Source organism: Streptomyces sp. NPDC030838, from assembly GCF_055572035.1.
The window spans coordinates 1,070,218-1,086,267 of the sequence record NZ_JBVIED010000001.1 but is presented as its reverse complement, the minus strand read 5'-3'; the positions used below and the strand labels follow the sequence as shown (position 1 = coordinate 1,086,267).

Here is a 16,050-nt window from a genome sequence, read left to right as displayed (position 1 = left end):
GGAGTGTTCTCCAGGCGGGAAGGAAAGGAAGGAAGGGAAGGAGGGCGACAGGCAGGTTCGGGCCCGGGGCCGGCACCTCAGGGGGTGGCGAGGACGGGGGTGTCGAACGGGTCGTAATGGATGCGGTCCGGCGAGGTGCCGCTGAGTGTGAGCGTCTCTCGGGCTGAAGTGACCATGGGGGCCGGACCGCTGAGGAAGACGTCGTGGTGGTACCACGGTCCGTACTCGGCCAGGACCTCAGGCAGGGAACCCCGGATCCCTGGGACGTACTCGTCGGAGACCGCCCCCCTGACCGTCAACCAGTGATGCCGCTGCGCCATGCGCAGCATGTCGTCCACCCCGTACAGCTCGGCGCCCGTGCGGGCGCCGAGGAAGAGGTCCACCTGGTGCCTGCCGCCGCGTCGGGCCACCTCTTCGACGAGCGCGCGGATGGGGGCCAGGCCAGTGCCGCCGGCCACGCAGAGCAAGTCGCTGTGGACGGCGGCGTCCAGCACCATGTCGCCCATCGGCGGTCCGAGGCGGACCACGTCGCCCACCTGGGCTCGATGGACCAGCGCGTTGCTGACCATCCCGCCGGGCACCGCCCTGACGTGGACGGTGAGGGTGCCGTCTTCGCGGGGCGCGTTGGCGGGGGAGTAGTAGCGCCACTGCTTGGGATGCCAGGGCGTCTCGATGCTGGCGTACTGACCGGCGGCGTACTCGTAGGGCATGTCGGGCAGCAGAGTGAGCTCGGCGATGCCGTGCCCGCAGGGGACGAGGCGCACGATCGTGGCGGGCCAGACGGCGGGCCGTGTCTTCGCGTCCTCCTCGGCAGCGCCGATCATGACGTCGGCCACGGCTCCATACGCCTTGGTCCACGCGGCGGCGAGGTCCGGGTTCCAGGCCGGACCGGCGTACCGGGCGAGAGAGGCGAGGAGGCATTCGCCCACGGCGGGGAAATGCTCCCGGAGAGTGCCGAATTTTCGATGGTCGCGCCCGAGGTGTGCGCAGAATCGGACGAGGTTCTCCGGATCGTCGACCAGGTCGACGATCCGCAGCAGCGCGCGCAACAGGCGGCCGCGTTGGGTGTCCATCCCCGGCGGGAACAGCGGCCGTACCTCTGGATAACGGGCGAAGAGGATCGCGTAGAAGTAGACCGTCATATCTGCGGCGAGGGGCTCGACCACGGAAACCGAGGCACGGATGAGCTGTATCTCGTGGGCGGACAAAGGCGCCTCGACGACGACGACGGCGGGCGGGGCGGTGGGCGGGGCGGTGGGCGGGGCTGGGATAGGTGCCGGATGCTCCGCGTACGAGACCGCGGGCCGTCTGCCGGGGCGTGTGAGGCGAAATCTCATGGGATCACCGCTCCGCCGCCCGGTATTCGAGACGGCCGGACCCGGGCTGACCGCAGGCCGACCGCATGGGAGCGGCACCCCCGATGGGCACGTCGGGCGGGGACTTCACTGGCATGCATGGGTCCTCACGGCGTGTCGGAGCGAGAAACGGATCAAGCAGCTCCGGACCGTACCCGAACAGGGAGGTGACTCAGAAGTAACCGGGGCATCCAACGGACGAATGCGACATCGCTCCTGCCGTCGCCAGTGTGGGATACCGCCGCCATTGTGCGGGAGCGTTTCACGAGTGTGGGGGCCGCTGAGCGGGGGACTGTGAATTGGCCGGCTCTGTCGCGAATTCGGTAACGCCGCAGGGTAGTTCAGGCGAGCAGGATCCGGTAGCCGGGAGCGCGCAGGCTGCTCGTCCGTACATCTGGCGCTTGATAAGCACCACCAGGAGGCCCGCCATGCCGACAACGCCAGGCCGATCAGCCGCGAACCGCTGCGAACAGGGCAAGACCGAGACACGCCACAGCACCAGCAGCCAACTGATCAGCCCCGCGTTGAGCCCGCACGGCATCAGCGCAGACGCTGGAGATGTCATAGAGCATGTCCCACGCGGACTTGTCGAACCACGTCGTGAGGTGGCTCCGGGTGGCCGCTTGATTTTGGGACCACCGGCCTCCCGATCGGCAGTCGGGACGGGCGCAGTTGTCACCGCGCGAGTCCCGGCTCCTCGTCAGCGGGCGCGGATCACGGCGACGAGGGTGAAGGAGGCGAAGAAGGGCCCCTCGGAAAAGACCAGTGTCGTGGCCCTCACCGTCTCGACAACGAAGCCGCATGTTTGCTCCGCGAGACGGGCTGGCCTGCGGCCGATGGTGGCGTGACGGACCACTTCCGACGCGGTGTAACGCGTGAACGCGCGGCTCGTGTCGAGATCCTCGGCATCGACCACCAGGGCGTCCCACTCCGGCTCGGCCAGACCGATCCGCGCTCCTGGCCGCGTGACCAGGTGATGCTGTTCCAGCACACCGGCCGGCTCGGCGACGTGCATGAGCACCCGGTCGATCTTGGCCCGGCCCACCGTGCCGGGCTCGGCGGGGAGGCCGTGGGCGTCTGAACGCGCTGCCAGTGATCCGGGCGCTGCTGGCGGACCAGACGAGCGCGGGGCGAAGTGCTCGGGGCAACCTTCGCTCGCGATCAGGGCGAGTTCTTCGACCTGATCCTCGAACTCGCGGACTTCACCGCCACGTGCATCGCTATCCGCGAGGCCCGCTCCGGAACGCCGGCCGCCGACACGCTGGCCGACCTGGAGGAGATGCTCAGGTGACCGGGATGCCGGCTCCTTCGTCGAGCCGGTCGGCCAGGATCATGGCTACGTCGTCTGCGAGGTGACCTTCCGTGTGGTGGATCAATGCGTGGTGCAGTTGGTGAAGAAATTCCTGAGGGGTGGTGCTGAAGCTGATCGATTCCATGGTCTCGGGCAGGGGGAAGAAGGTGTTGTCGGGGTTGCGGGCTTCGATCACGCCATCGGTGTACAGGAGCAGGCGGCCGCCGGGTGCGAAGGGGTGGCTCTCCGGCTTTTCGGGAAGGTCGGGCATCAGGTCTTCCAGGCCCAGGGGCGGAAGCGGTGTGGTGGGCATCAAGGTCTGGGTCCGGCCCTCGTGCAGTACCAGCGGGGGTGGGTGGCCGCGGTTGACCAGCTGTATTACGGGTTCGTCGTGGGGTATCTGGGCGATGAGTGCGGTGGTGAATCCCTCCATGAGGGCTTCCTCGGGATAGGCGCCCGGCACGGCGGCCTCCCGGCGCAGCGCGGCGGCGCAGTGGTTCATGACCTGGACCAGGTCCTCCTCGTAGTGCGCGGCCTCCCGGAAGGCGCCCAGTGCCGTGGCGACCGCGCGCATGGCGGTCAGCCCCTTGCCGCGGACGTCTCCCACGATCATCCGGACGCCATACCGCGTCTGGACGGCCTCGTACAGATCACCGCCGACCTGTGCCCCGGTGCCGGCCGCGAGGCACAGGCCGGCCGCCCGCACCGGGCCCAGACGCTCGGGGAGCGGCCGCAGAATGACCTCCTGTGCGCACACGGCGATCCGGCGGACCTGGTCGAGCTCGCGCCGCCGGTACGCACGCACGGCGCTGCTGATGATGAAACCGGCTGTGGAGACCAGAGTCAGAGCCAGGAAGTTGGTGTAGACCTGCAGGGTGCCCCATGCCTGGTTGTAGGTGGCTGTGGTCACGCTGATCGCCAGCGTAAGGGCCACTGCCGAGGCCGTGCGCTTGGGACCCATCGTCACCGCTGCCAGCGCCGGCACCGCGGTGAGAAGGGGGCCGGTGTAGATGAAGTGGGCAGGGGTGAGCTCGATGGTCAGCACGGCCAGCGCGATCACGAACGGCAGGCACTGCGCCAGTGTGAGCAGGACCCTGCCGTGAGCGTCCGCTCCTGGTCGAGAAGATGGGCGAAAGAGCGACGCCATGGATTCAGGCTGCCTCGCTGACGCTCTGGTGAGCTCCTGAGGGACCGAACTCCCGCCATGTGAAGCACTGAGGCCTCCGGCTTGGCCGCAGATCCGCCTGATACCAAATCCAAGATCCCGGCACACACTCCTGGTGTGCTCGATTTTTCGTTCGATTATGCGGCGGGCGCGGCACGGGCCTCCTCCCCTCACGATCTGGTCCAGCTCCAGGCCGACTCGTACCGGGCCTGTATCGAGGAGAACTGCACCCGATGGCCCTGATGGCGACGACTCCCCATACCCGGCAGCGATCACGGTCGCGTACCCGGGCCAGATCCGGTCGAAGGTGTGCAGGGTGGCGGGGGCGGGCTCCGTGGGCCATGCGGCGTGAGACTCCTCAGCTACTTCATGCACAAGCCACTAAGTTTGCCCCAGTCTGTCCAAATTTTCCTGTGACATGTGTCACATCGACTGAGGGTGGTGGACGGCTGAAGTGAGCGCCGGGGTGTGTGTCTCGTGCGCCGGGGGCCACACCCCTTGTCGCTGGTCGTGAGCCGGTGGAAGCTGTGCGATCAGCGGCCGGCATGTGGGGGCCATGTAACCGAATCCCAGGCGGTTCACCGTCAGGTCGGCGCCGATCGTGAACGATCCCGACGCCGCGGCGGTCAATGTCGTCATGTCGAACTCCACATCCGAAAGGTGTTCCTCGTCCTGGGAGGGGTCAGCGACGCTCGTCCAAGGGGGTGCTCAGGCATCGCCGAGCAGACGCTCCACGAACAGGTCCCAGTCGAACCCGTCCAGTTCCGTACACAGGGGCACACCGGCATGGGCGACGTAAGACTGTGGCCCTCGCCGACTCACCCCCGGCCCGTGAGAGCCGGTCGGCCGGCCGTGCTCTCCGGTTGAAACGCCGTGCGAGCGGCATGATCACTCCACCGGATCCTGTCCAGCCTCAGCCGCACAAGGGGGCTGCAGAAGGAAGGGGTCCGTTTCGAGACACACGCGAGGCAGCGGCGAGGACCACCATGCGTAAGCCTGCTTGCCGCGCGGCGTGAGGCCGGTGGCGTCAGGTGCGGCCGATCGGGGCGTGGCCACGGATGCCCGTGTCCCTGGCCCGGAGTCCCGGACATCCGCTGTCGCGCTTTCCGAGGTCCGGGTTTCGGGTTGGCCGCTCGATCCGTGGCAGGGCAACATCGTCGCGTTCGGGTACACCCTGCGACCGAAGCGTCACCCCGGCTCGGACACCCTCGTCCCTGTCGTGATGCCGTAGGCAGCGATGTCGTCAGTCGGCGGTCGGGCTTCCGGGGCGGCGGTACACGCCGTACCAGTAGCCACACGCCAGCTCGCGAGCGACGACGGGGTCGTCGCTGCCGTCGCTGTTGGACACCTGCTGCGCGATGACCTGACCGCCTCCTTGGACGATCACCTTGGCCGCGAGCTCGGGGTCGATGTCCGCCGGGGTACGGCCGGCCCGCTGCTCCTCCTTGAGCACCGTCACAAGGTCGTCGATGAAGCGGTCCTGGTCGGCCGTCCACGCCTCGCGGACCAAGGGGTCGTACGCGGCAACCTCGTTGATCGCCGCGAGCAGGGCCGCATGCTCGCGGTAGTGCCGCAGGATGAGCTCGTAGGTACGGGCCAGGCCGTCGAGGCCACCGTCGGGGCCGGTGGGCCGCCAGGCCGCCGCGATCGCATAACTCTCGGTCTTGAGGGAGCCGCTCAGCCGGAGCAGCACGTCGGCCTTGTCGCGGAAGTACAGATAGAAGGTCGAGCGGGAGATCCCCGCGGCCTGTGCGATCTGCTCCACGCTCAGCTCGGTGTAGGTCACACCACCGCGCAGACACTCCTCGATCACGGTCAGGATCCGCTTTTCGAGGGCAGCCCGCCGGTCGGCCGCATTGGAGGGTCGTCGGGTGGTGGAAGCCATACAGGCATCCTAAGGAACCGGACGGAGGGTGTGCCGAGCAGGTCACCGGCAACGTCCTGCCCCGTGCCGAGCGCGCACAGCCGCGGGGAGGGGGCTCAGACCATCAGGCTCACCCGATCGCTGATGCCGAGAAGGGACTTTCCGTAGACCTCCAGGCCGACCGCGGGGACCAGGCCGGCGTGGCGCGCGGCGACGCCTGCATCCCGCCAGATGCGCTGGAGGGGGCTGGTGTCGGCGAACGAGGACGCACCATGCACGTTCAGCAGGGTGCTGACCGCCTCGAGTACCTGCTGTGCAGCAAAGCCGGCCCGGGCCCTCACGTGCGCGCGTGCGGCGTAGTCGAGGGGGCCGCCGGAGGATGCGGCCTGATCCACCTCGTCGACGGCTCGGAAGGTGTGCAGGCGGGCCGTCTCCAGCTTCAGCGCGGCCTCGGCCAGCTGTATCTGGACGCCCACCGAGTCGGCCTGCTGGCTGTGGACGGTGAATGACAACGGCTTCTGCGCGGCCGCCTCCATCGCCGCCTGCATGGCTGCCCTGCCCAGTCCGAGCAGTGGTCCGACCAGGCAGAGCAGCAGCATGGGCCCGAACGCCGAGCCGTACAGCGCCTCTTCCCGGGACGCGCGCGGATAGGCGCCCTCCGCGGCCGCGGGAACCGACAGCACACGGTGCTCGGGAACGAACACGTCTCGCCCGATCAGGGTGTTACTGGCGGTCGCCTTCATGCCCGCGGTGTACCAGGTGTCCTCGACCGTCAGTTCGGAGGCGGGGATCAGAACGAGGGCCTGGTCCACGACTGCCCCGCTGTCGTCCTTCAGCAGTGCGCCGACCGCGGCCCACGTGGCATGCGGCGCACCCGAGTTGTACGACCACTTTCCGCTGACGCGCCAGCCCCCCGGCACCCGCTCTCCCATGCCCGTCGGTGCCGCCACACCGGTCACGCGCGCATCCGGATCGGTTCCGAACACCTCCTCCTGGGCCTTGTCCGGGAAGAGACACGCCAGCCAGTTGGTCACCGAAATGATCATCCCGACCCAGGCCGCCGAGCCATCGCCCTCCCCGAGGGCCTCGGACACTTCGGTCAGCGTCCGCAGGTCGGTCTCATAGCCGCCATAGCGCCTTGGGGTCAGCAGCCGGAAGACGCCGGCCTCGGCCAGGGCGTCGACGACCTCAACCGGCAGGACGCGATCCGACTCTCCACGCGCTGCCTGCTCCCGCAGCAGCGGCTGCAGAGCGATGGCCCGTGCCACGAGCTCGGCCCTGATCGCTTCCCGGGACAACGCACCGGTCTCGTCCTGGTGGCTGTTGCTGTTCACTACGTTCTCCTTCTGCATGGTTACCTGCCGGGCAGGACCGCTCCCGCTGTGCATGCCAGTACGTCGGCATGCAGGCGGCGGTAGGGGACGCTGCCAGGTGATCAACTGGGGTGAGTGCTCGTGTGAGGCTGCGGCCCGGGACTCAGCCGTCCGACTCGAGTGCGATCTTCGAGAGCAGAGTGGCGAGTTCCACCGGCCTGGACAGGAACGGCGAGTGGCTGCTCGCGATCCGGTGGACCACGCCGGATCTTGCCGCCAGCGCCTGCTGGCTCTGTGCGGGCAGAGCCAGATCGCCCTCGCAGACGATGTACGTCGACGGGACGGTGTGCCATCCCGTTCTGGCCAGGGCATCGCTGAAGGACTTCGAGCTCTGCGGCACCAGCCGCTCGGCGGCCTCCTCTGCCTTAGGCCGAGGCACGTCACCGTAGAACCACTCGACCGGATCATCGGGCACGGCCTCGAAATCACCCCGCTCCGGTGAAACAGGCGCGCCGTGGAAGCCCAGGAGGCTCCCACCGACATCGAGCTGGAACGCCGCCAGGTAGACGATGCGCGAGACGTTCCCCGCCTCGGCAACGGCCTGGCTGACCGGTATGCCCCCATAGGAATGGGCCACAACCACGACTGGGCCGTCGATGAGCCCCAGCTCTTGCAGCGCGCTCGGCAGATCAATCGTGCGAATCCGCCAGCCGTCGGTGTGCAGTACCGAGACCGGCTTCTCCCAGCATCACGTTCCCCGTGCCATGCACCGTGCAGTAAGAGCAGAGTCGGAGGGGAAACCCCATCAGTCACGAAGAGTTCGCTTTCCAATCACTCACAAGTGTGATGCGCCCAGCAGCGATCACGGGAGGACCCTACGGGTGATCGGACACTCTGTCCAACGCAGTGTCTTTCGAGGTCGGTGCCTGAGCCTCCTGCGAACAATGACGTCTCACTGGGCGCACGTCCCCCGTCGCGGACAGCTTGGCCTCGATGTCGTGGATGGTGGCCGCGCCGAGAGGGAGGCGGCTGGGCAGGGAGGGCCCGTCCACCGCGGCGATTACGGCCTGGGCGGCCTTGACGTGATCACCTGCCTGGGCGTGATCGTGTCCTCGGCCCACGCCCGGGAGGCCCCGGAGCTGGCCGCATAGTCGCTGATGACCGTGGCGGGCGCAGTGCCCGCGGCCATGGCTGACGACGAGCCGGCCACCACGTTGTCGCCGCTCGCCAGGGCCTTCCGGGCGATCTCAGTCCGAAGCCGTGTGACGCACCGGTGATGCACCAAGTACGCATGAGAACACTCCATGGGCTTCCAGCGGCAACGGGAGCGCCTGCCCGCCGACACCCGGCAGCTGTTGCTGCTCGCGGCCGCTGAGCCGCTCGGCGACCCGGTGTTGCTGTGGCGTGCGACCGATCTGCTTGGGGACGGCGTCGGCATTGCGGCGGCCGACGCCGCCGAAGACATGATCGACTTCGGGGTTCGGGTGCGGTTCCGGCATCCCCTGGTGCGTTCGGCGGTCCACCGGTCGGCGTCCCTCACCGAACGGCAGGAGGCGCACAGGGCGCTGGCGGAGGTGACCGATCCGAAGAGCGATCCCGATCGCCGGGCGTGGCAGTGCGCCCAGGCCGCGGTCGGCCTGGACGAGGACGTCGCGGTCGAACTGGAGGAGCTGGCCGGCCAGGCGCAGGCTCGCGGGGGCCTGGCCGCGGTGGGGGCGTTCCTTGAGCGCTCGGCGCAACCGACCGACAGCCGCGAGCTGCGTGCGAGCGCACCTTGGCCGCGGCCCGGGCGAACCTGCAGTCCGGTGCGTTCGACCATGCCTTGCAGCTGCTGGCCGCCGCCGAGGCCGGGACGCTGACCGAAATGCAACGCGCTCGGGCGGACCTGCTGCGCGGGCAGGCCGTGTTCGCGTCCGGCGCGGGCAGGGACGCGCCGCCGCTGCTGTTCGAAGCGGCCGAGCGGCTCGAATCGCTGGACTTCGACCTGGCGCGCGAGACCCACATGAGCGCGTGGATGGCGGCACTGTTCGCCGGACGTTACGCGGGCGCCGGCGACCTTGTAGAGGTCTCCTGCGCCGCGGCGCGCTCCCACCGTCCGCCGCGCAGCCTCCGCGTCCGGTCGACCTGGTCCGGGACGGCCTTGCGCTGCTGGTCACCGCCGGGCCGGCCGCCGCGGCACCGGTGCTGCGGCGGCCGGCAAGCGCCTTCACCGGCACGGGCGTCACTGTTGAGGACCGGCTCCGGTGGGGCTGGCATGCCCAGGCCGCCGCGAGCGCCATGTGGGACGACGCCACCTGGCGCGCGCTCCTGGTGCGGCAGTCAAGCTCGCCCGGGAGGCCGGCGCGCTGGACCAGCTGCCGACTGACCCGAGCGCCCTGGGCACGAGCTCCGTGTTGCGGGGCAACTTCGCGGAGGCCGCTTCCCTGATCGCGGAGGCCGACGCGGTCTGCGAGGCGACCGGCAGCCGTGTCGCGCCATACACCGCTATGCTGCCGGCCTCGTTCCGCGGCAACGAGGAACAGGCCCTCCCCCTGATAGAAACCACCATCGCCGAGGCCGAAACCGGGGGCAGGGCATCGCCATGTCCTACGCACACTGGGTGGCCGCAGTCCTCCACAATGGCCACGGCCGGTACGACAAGGCACTGGCGGCGGCTCGACGGGCCAGCGAGGAAACCCCCGGTCTCCTCGTCTGCATGTGGGCGCTGCCCGAGCTGATCGAGGCTGCCTCGCGCAGCGAAAACATGCAGCTTGCGGAGGAAACCCTGGCGCGGCCGGCGCCGATCACCAGCGCCGGCGGGACCGACTTCGGCCTCGGAATCGAGGCGCGTTCACGCGCACTGCTCAGTGAGCCGGACAACGCCGACGACTTGTACCGAGAGGTGATCGGTCGGCTGGGGCGCACCCTCCTCTGGCCACAGTCTTGGACACGATATTGCGGAACTTGCCGCTGTCGTTCGACGCAACTTCGATCACCGCGTCGATCATCTCCCGAGGGTCCAGCCGCCCGTCGGAGAGGCCGATGGGCGCGTCGAAGCCAGCCTGCACGTCGGCCCGCTTGCTGAAGTCGCGGCTGTCGTCCAGCCACCGGAACGCCGTCTCGGTCATCGTCTCGTTGAACCCGGTCAGGTACGCGCCCAGGTTCACCGTCTGGCCTTGATGCTGAACAGTCGCAGTTCGCCTTCGAGGGCCTCGGTGAGGGCCTCCAGCGCGTGCCGACCCGGATCGATCCACTTGCGGACGAACTTCTGGACCAGCGCCGGCGGCGCCACCTCGAGGCAACCGAGGCAGCGAGAGCCCGGCCCGGAGGCCGTACAGCACATCGACGACCGCCAACGGGAGCAGCCTGCTCGGCGTGCCTGGTACTGGCTTTCCTAGGGAGCGTTGCCCAGGAAAAGACCTCCCTGGATGCACGGGATCCCTGCCCCGACGATGGATTGCGCAAGGCGCCTTGTCACATGAAGCCGCCTCGGCCACATCGGACGTCCGTGTGGCGGCGGAGAACTGCGCATCTGCGGGAGACAACATGCGTGAGCACACCGAGCTGTACATCGACGGTGCCTGGCGTCAGCCCCTCGATGGCACGGTCATCGATCTCACCGACCCTGCCACCGGCGAGGTGTCCGGACGGGTGGCGCTCGGTGGGAAGGCCGACATCGACCTGGCGGTAGCCGCGGCCAACCGGGCGTTCCCGTCCTTCTCCAGGACAACTCTCCAGGAGCGCATAGATCTGCTGGAGCGGATCGCCGACGAGTACGAGCGGCGGGCCGAGGACATGGCCCAGGCTGTCACCGCCGAGCTGGGCTGCCCGCTTCCGCTGTCCCGCTCCATGCATGTCGCCGCCGGAATCATCCAGTTCCGGGCAGCCGCCCAGGCACTGACGACGTTTGCGTTCTCCGAAGATCGCGGCGCCACCCCCATCCGCAAGGAACCCATCGGCGTGGCCGCTCTGATCACTCCTTGGAACTTTCCCACCCTCCAGCCGGCCGACAAGACCGCCTCGGCACTCGCGGCAGGCTGCACCGTCGTCCTCAAACCGGCCCGGCTGGCCCCGTACTCGGCTGTCGTCCTGGCCGAGATCCTGGAGGCCGCCGGAGTCCCCGCAGGCGTCTTCAACCTCGTCACCGGTCGCGGCTCGATGATCGGAAATGCACTCGCGTCGCACCCCGGCGTCGCCCTGGTGTCCTTCACCGGCTCGGGTGAGACCGCGCTCCAGGTGAATGCCGCTGCCGACCGGAGCGCCAAGCGCGTGACCTGCGAGCTCGGCGGCAAGTCGCCGCAGGTGATCATGCCCGATGCGGACCTGGACGTCGCGGTCGGCACGGTGCTCACCTGGCTGATAGCCAACAATGGCCAGATCTGCAGTGCGCCGAGTCGGACCCTGGTGCCGCGCGAGCGGCTGGAAGAGTTCCTGTCCGTGCTGCTCCCGCGGATCGAGTCCATCAGGATCGGCGACCCGCGCGCACAGGACATCGACATGGGCCCGCTGATCTCCGCCGAGCAGTGGCAGACCGTCCAGCACTACATCCAGGCCGGCCTGGATGAGGGAGCCCACCTGGTCACGGGTGGCCTCGGCAAGCCGCATGGCCTGGAGCGGGGGCACTTCGTCAAGCCCACGGTCTTCACCGGGGTCACCAACGACATGACCATCGCCCAGGAAGAGATCCTCGGGCCGGTGATGTCGATCATCACCTACGACACGGTGGATGAGGCTGTCGAGATCGCCAACGATATCCGGTACGGCCTTGCCGGCTACGTCACCGGCGGCGATCCGGCGGACGCCGCGGACGTCGGCTCCCGTATCGAAGCAGGCTACGTGGTCATCAACAACGCCGATTTCGACTGGACCGCTCCCTTGAGCGGCTACAAGGAGTCCGGCAACGGCCGCGAATGGGGCCCCGGGGGCCTGCACGAATACCTGGAGACCAAGGTCGTGCTGGGGCAGCTGCCGACCGACGCGGGATCCCATCGGTAAATGGCGAGACTGAGATGGCGACACTGATGGGACGCCGTCCGTGACCCGCTGGCTTCGCGCTGAAGTTCTACACCGAGGAGGTCAACTACGACCTCGTCGGCAACAACACCCCGGTGTTCTTCGTCGAGGACGCAATCAAGTTCCCCGACTTCATCCACACGCAGAAGCGCGACCCGTACACCAGCTCGCAGGAAGCCGACGACTTGTGGGATTCCCGGGGGGGGGGGCACCCCGGAGAGCACCCACCAGGTGACCTGGCTGTTCGGTGACCGCGGCATCTCCGCCTCGTACCGCCACATGAACGGCTACGGCTCGCACACGTTCCAGTGGAGCAACGAGGGAACCCGGAGAACATCGTCGCCGAGGTCGAGCAGTCGATCTTCTCGCCGGCGCACTTCGTGCCCGGCATCGGCCCGTCCCCGGACACGATGCTCCAGGGCCGCCTCTTCGCCTACGGCGACGCCCACCGCTACCGCGTCGGCATCAACGCCGACCACCTGCCGGTGAACCGCCCGCACGCCACGAGGCGCGCACCAACTCCGGTGACGGCCACCTGTACGACGGCCGCCACAAGGGCGCGAAGAACTACGAGCCGAACAGCTTCGGCGGCCCGTTCCAGACGGACCGGCCGCTGTGGGCCTCCACCTCGGACTTCACGGCCGGCACGGGCAACCACCCGGCGCCGGTGCACGCCGAGGACGACGACTTCGTCCAGGCGGGCAACCTCTACCACCTGATGTCCGAGGACGAGAAGGAGCGCCTGATCGACAACCTGGCGGGCAGCATCGCCGGGGTGCCGCGCGACGACATCGCCGAGCGGGCGATCGACAACTTCCGCCAGGCGGACGGTGACTTCGGCAAGAGGCTGGAAGCCGCAGTCCAGGCCCTGCGCGGCATCTTCGGTGGGCCCGCTCGATGTCCAGGTTGTGGCGCAGATCGACGGAGAGACGGCGGAGCTGTGGTATGCGTCGTCCGGAACGTCGAACAGCATGTCGGCAGCCCGTTGGATCACTTCGATCTTCATTTGGCCCCGACGCGGGTTCAGCGGGCAGAGGCTTCAGCCGTCGGGACTGTCGTCGGCAGCGCCGGTGCGCCGGCTCGTGGCCTCGGAGTCGAGTGCGTCGCGCAGCATGGCGCGCGACGTGATGCCCAGCTTCGGATAGGCCTGGTACAGATGCGCGCCCACGGTCCGATGTGAGAGGAACAGGCGCTCGGCGATCTGCTTGTTGGTCAGACCGGAGGCCGCGAGCCGGGCGATCTCCAGCTCCTGGGGGGTGAGCGTGTGTGCCTTCGATTCACCTGAACCCCGCCTGCTCCAGCCGGCGGCTCGCAGCTCCTTCTCTGCACGTTCGGCCCACGGCCGCGCTCCCAGGTGCTCGAATGTTGCCAGCGCGGCGCGCAGCGGCTTCCGGGACTCGGCCGTCGCCCTGACCCGCCGCAATCGCTCCCCGTGGGCGAGTTGGACGCGTGCGAAGTCGAAGCGCCATCGCTCGGCTGCGGGAGTCGCCAACGCCTGCGCGAACAGCCGTAGCGCCTCCTCGTCGTCGGTGGTGCACAGGGCGGCCGACGCGTCCATCAGCATGGCGTGTCGGGAGGACACGGCGGCCGTGTGTGCCTCCCGCATGGCACGTACGTGCTCGGCCGCATCCTCGGGCCTGTTGATCCGGATGGCGGCCTCCACCAGGTCCATCGCCACCCATAGGGCATGCGGGCTGTGCGACGCGAGGTTCCCGGCGGGGCTGACGGCATTCGCGTGCTCGTAGGCCAGCGAGAAGTCGCCGAGTCCCAGGGCTGCCACCGCAGCCGCATGGTGCGCATAGTGCGCGGCGCAGTGCGCTCCGCGGGGGACGGCCCAGTTGATGACGCGGTCGGCCGAAGCAAGGCTCTCGTCCGCATGCCCGCGAGCGCCCAGCACGATGGACTTGACGTAATGGAAGTACCAGGCGAAGGCGCTGTATCCGTGGTCTTGGCAGATTTGGAGTCCCTCGTCGGCGAGGTCGAGTGCCTCGTCCCACATGCCGGTGAGGTAGTCGTCCAGGCACAGGTGGATCAGAGCGGACATGTATCGCCTTGCCGCACCGCCGTCGCGTCCCGTGCGCACTACCCGCCACGCCGCTTCGCGGACTTCGCCGAGCCGGTCGAGGTAGAGGGCCGCCGTGCCGACGCGGTTGATCTGGATGGGGTCGGTCTCCCCGGGAAGGCTCGCGACCAGAAGGTCGAGTTCCCCGGACGCCGCCGCGCCGGTGCGCGCTGGGTCGGAGAACGTCCTGCCCAGTGCGGACAGGAAGACCGGGGGCTCCGGCTTCAACCGTTCCAACACCCGGTAGTAGGGCTGCCACAGCTCATGCCGGGCACCGAAGAAGCAGATCACCGCCAGCATGTGAAGCGCGTCGACGAGCGCCTTGTCGCGGGCGTCATACCTGTGGGTCTCGGCCGCGGACTCGACGACGGCGACCAGCAGTCGGTGAGCAGTGTCGACATCACCGCCGCTGTTGAGGTCGAGCAGCGCCGCTGCTGTGGCGAAGTGCAGCGAGCCTTCGTCGATCTCCGGGGAAGCGGATCTGGCGTCGTCCAGGATCTTGCGGGCGCTGTGAAGTGCGCCGGTGGACTCAGCGCCAAGGTAGGCCGCCTCAGCGAGGCGGCGGCTGCGGTTTGGTCCCTGGGGGGTGAGGACTGCAGCCCGGACAAGCGTCCGCATCCCGCCGTTTGCGTCACCACGACGCAGGGTGAGGCACGCTGCGTGCTCCAGCAGGGCGGCAACCTCCTCGTCGGGTTCCAGGGTCGCCTCACCCAGGTGCCAGGCGCGGCGCTCGGGCTGGTCGACGAGGACCTGGGCGAGTGCCCCGTGTGCTGCGCGTCGTTCGCTGCTGGTCGAGTTGCTCACCACGGCGGAGCGGATCAGCGGGTGGCGAAACCTCAGGCGCCGCGTCCTGTCCTCGATGTGCACCAGTTGGTCACGCTCGGCGGGCGCGAGATCGTCCAGGCTGTATCCGTCGTTCGCCTGCCGCGAGGCCGCCTGCAGCACACCCAGGTCGCCGGTCCCTTCCAGCGCCGCGAGCAGCAGCAGACTCTGGGACGGCATGGGCAGCCCAGTCACGCGGGAGCCGAACAGCGTCTCCAGGCGCCGGCTGAGTGGGAGCACGGCGGGCGGGTCAGCCAGCGCCGGCTGCAGTGCTGTCGGTAGTTCCAGCAGCGCCAGGGGATTGCCGCCCGCCACAGCCAGAAGGTGTTGGCGCACATTGCGCGCGAGGGCGGGGAACTTGCTACCGATCAACTGAGCCGCCGACTCCGCGTCGAGCGGTGGCAGCTCGTACGTGGGCAGTGCGCCGCCCTCGGAGAGGCTATGAGCTCCGGGGCGCGCTGCGGCGAGCATGCTCACCCCGACGCCGGCCACCCGGCGGGCGACGAAGCCCAGCACGGCGGTGCTTGCCCGGTCGACCCAGGGCAGGTCATCGATGATGATCAGAAGCGGATCCCCGGCGGCGACCGTCTGGAGGAGTCGCAGTACAGCGTTGGAGACGAGTAGCCGCTCCGGCGGCCGACCGCTGTCGAAGCCGAGCGCCACGCGGAGGGCGTCACGGAGAGGCAAGTCGAGGTCGTCCAGGGTGTCCAGGAACGGGAAAAGGATCTGATTGAGGCCCGAGTAGCTGCAGTCTGCCTCGAACTCCACGCCGGCGGCGCGGAGGACCCGGATGCCTTCCGCCTCCGCGGCCCCCGCCAGCTCGTCCAGCACCGCCGTCTTCCCCACCCCGGCTTCGCCGGCCAGCAGCAGCGCCCCGCCGCCCGCCCTGATACGCAGCAGATCACGGATCCGACGGAGGTCACCGTCCCGACCGATCAGCGTGCCCGTCGCACTGTGCCTGGCTGAGCCACCACCGATCACAACCACTTTCCTCTGCACTTCAAGGCTTGCCCTGGTCATGGATGCGTCAGAGTCATCCTTTGTGTCGGAGAGGTGACTCTGTGCACGGCCGCAAAACCCAGGCGGACCCCAGACAGTATGCACGACATTCTGTTGGACATAGTGTCCGACGGGGGTCAGTCGGACAACCTCGTTGTCCAGAGGGAGGGTTGGGTGGCCACACGCC

The 16,050-nt window shown here is 68.7% G+C and carries 13 protein-coding genes and 1 pseudogene; 5 read left to right on the top strand and 9 right to left on the bottom strand.

The genetic code is table 11. From position 1 onward, the window contains the following. Positions 1-77: 77 nt before the first annotated feature. Both ACZ42A_RS04880 and ACZ42A_RS04875 read right to left on the bottom strand, forming a co-directional pair. The gene (locus tag ACZ42A_RS04880) at positions 78-1,337 is read right to left on the bottom strand and encodes a globin domain-containing protein (RefSeq protein WP_468525693.1); all 1,260 of its coding nucleotides are present in this window, start codon (positions 1,335-1,337) and stop codon (positions 78-80) included. A 718-nt stretch (positions 1,338-2,055) separates the two neighbouring features. Next, on the bottom strand, positions 2,056-2,400 hold the full coding sequence (locus ACZ42A_RS04875) for a methyltransferase domain-containing protein (RefSeq protein WP_468525692.1): 345 nt from the start codon (positions 2,398-2,400) through the stop codon (positions 2,056-2,058). A gap of 90 nt (positions 2,401-2,490) precedes the next feature. Between ACZ42A_RS04875 and ACZ42A_RS04870 the strand changes: the two genes are divergently transcribed. Then, positions 2,491-2,646: a hypothetical protein gene (locus ACZ42A_RS04870; RefSeq protein ID WP_468525691.1), complete on the top strand. Its 156-nt coding sequence runs from the start codon at positions 2,491-2,493 to the stop codon at positions 2,644-2,646. On the opposite strand, the gene ACZ42A_RS04865 is transcribed toward ACZ42A_RS04870, so the two are convergent. Then, the gene (locus ACZ42A_RS04865; protein WP_468525690.1) at positions 2,639-3,793 is read right to left on the bottom strand and encodes a PP2C family protein-serine/threonine phosphatase; all 1,155 of its coding nucleotides are present in this window, start codon (positions 3,791-3,793) and stop codon (positions 2,639-2,641) included. The two genes, ACZ42A_RS04870 and ACZ42A_RS04865, sit on opposite strands and share 8 nt — an antisense overlap. Before the next feature lie 135 nt (positions 3,794-3,928). Between ACZ42A_RS04865 and ACZ42A_RS04860 the strand changes: the two genes are divergently transcribed. Beyond that, on the top strand, positions 3,929-4,054 hold the full coding sequence (locus ACZ42A_RS04860) for a hypothetical protein (protein ID WP_468525689.1): 126 nt from the start codon (positions 3,929-3,931) through the stop codon (positions 4,052-4,054). 1,000 nt (positions 4,055-5,054) lie between these two features. On the opposite strand, the gene ACZ42A_RS04855 is transcribed toward ACZ42A_RS04860, so the two are convergent. The 3 genes from ACZ42A_RS04855 to ACZ42A_RS04845 all read right to left on the bottom strand — a co-directional run bounded on the left by ACZ42A_RS04855 (position 5,055) and on the right by ACZ42A_RS04845 (position 7,676). Further along, entirely contained in the window at positions 5,055-5,696 is a 642-nt protein-coding gene (locus tag ACZ42A_RS04855; RefSeq protein ID WP_468525688.1) for a TetR/AcrR family transcriptional regulator, read from the bottom strand. 95 nt (positions 5,697-5,791) lie between these two features. Beyond that, positions 5,792-7,009 (bottom strand): acyl-CoA dehydrogenase family protein, encoded by a 1,218-nt coding sequence (locus ACZ42A_RS04850; RefSeq protein ID WP_468525687.1) that lies wholly within the window; start codon positions 7,007-7,009, stop codon positions 5,792-5,794. A 142-nt stretch (positions 7,010-7,151) separates the two neighbouring features. Continuing rightward, positions 7,152-7,676 carry an alpha/beta hydrolase gene (locus tag ACZ42A_RS04845; protein WP_468526140.1) on the bottom strand — a complete coding sequence of 175 codons (525 nt, stop codon included), beginning with the start codon at positions 7,674-7,676 and terminating at the stop codon, positions 7,152-7,154. A gap of 616 nt (positions 7,677-8,292) precedes the next feature. Here ACZ42A_RS04845 and ACZ42A_RS04840 point away from each other — a divergent pair. Beyond that, a complete protein-coding gene (locus tag ACZ42A_RS04840; RefSeq protein WP_468525686.1) occupies positions 8,293-8,847 on the top strand; it encodes a hypothetical protein in 555 nt (184 codons plus the stop codon). 984 nt (positions 8,848-9,831) lie between these two features. Here the strand turns inward: ACZ42A_RS04840 and ACZ42A_RS04835 are convergent. Continuing rightward, entirely contained in the window at positions 9,832-10,134 is a 303-nt protein-coding gene (locus ACZ42A_RS04835; protein WP_468525685.1) for a hypothetical protein, read from the bottom strand. After that, the gene (locus ACZ42A_RS04830; RefSeq protein WP_468525684.1) at positions 10,131-10,259 is read right to left on the bottom strand and encodes a hypothetical protein; all 129 of its coding nucleotides are present in this window, start codon (positions 10,257-10,259) and stop codon (positions 10,131-10,133) included. The genes ACZ42A_RS04835 and ACZ42A_RS04830 overlap by 4 nt, the downstream gene beginning before the upstream one ends. A 254-nt stretch (positions 10,260-10,513) precedes the next feature. Here ACZ42A_RS04830 and ACZ42A_RS04825 point away from each other — a divergent pair, with 254 nt between their 5' ends. After that, positions 10,514-11,962, top strand: coding sequence for an aldehyde dehydrogenase family protein (locus ACZ42A_RS04825; protein WP_468525683.1), 1,449 nt, complete (start codon positions 10,514-10,516; stop codon positions 11,960-11,962). 30 nt (positions 11,963-11,992) lie between these two features. After that, a pseudogene (locus ACZ42A_RS04820) lies at positions 11,993-12,857 on the top strand (catalase); the annotation flags it as partial. Positions 12,858-13,019: 162 nt separating this feature from the next. Here ACZ42A_RS04820 and ACZ42A_RS04815 read toward each other — a convergent pair. Further along, the gene (locus tag ACZ42A_RS04815; protein WP_468525682.1) at positions 13,020-15,884 is read right to left on the bottom strand and encodes a helix-turn-helix transcriptional regulator; all 2,865 of its coding nucleotides are present in this window, start codon (positions 15,882-15,884) and stop codon (positions 13,020-13,022) included. Positions 15,885-16,050: the final 166 nt, after the last annotated feature.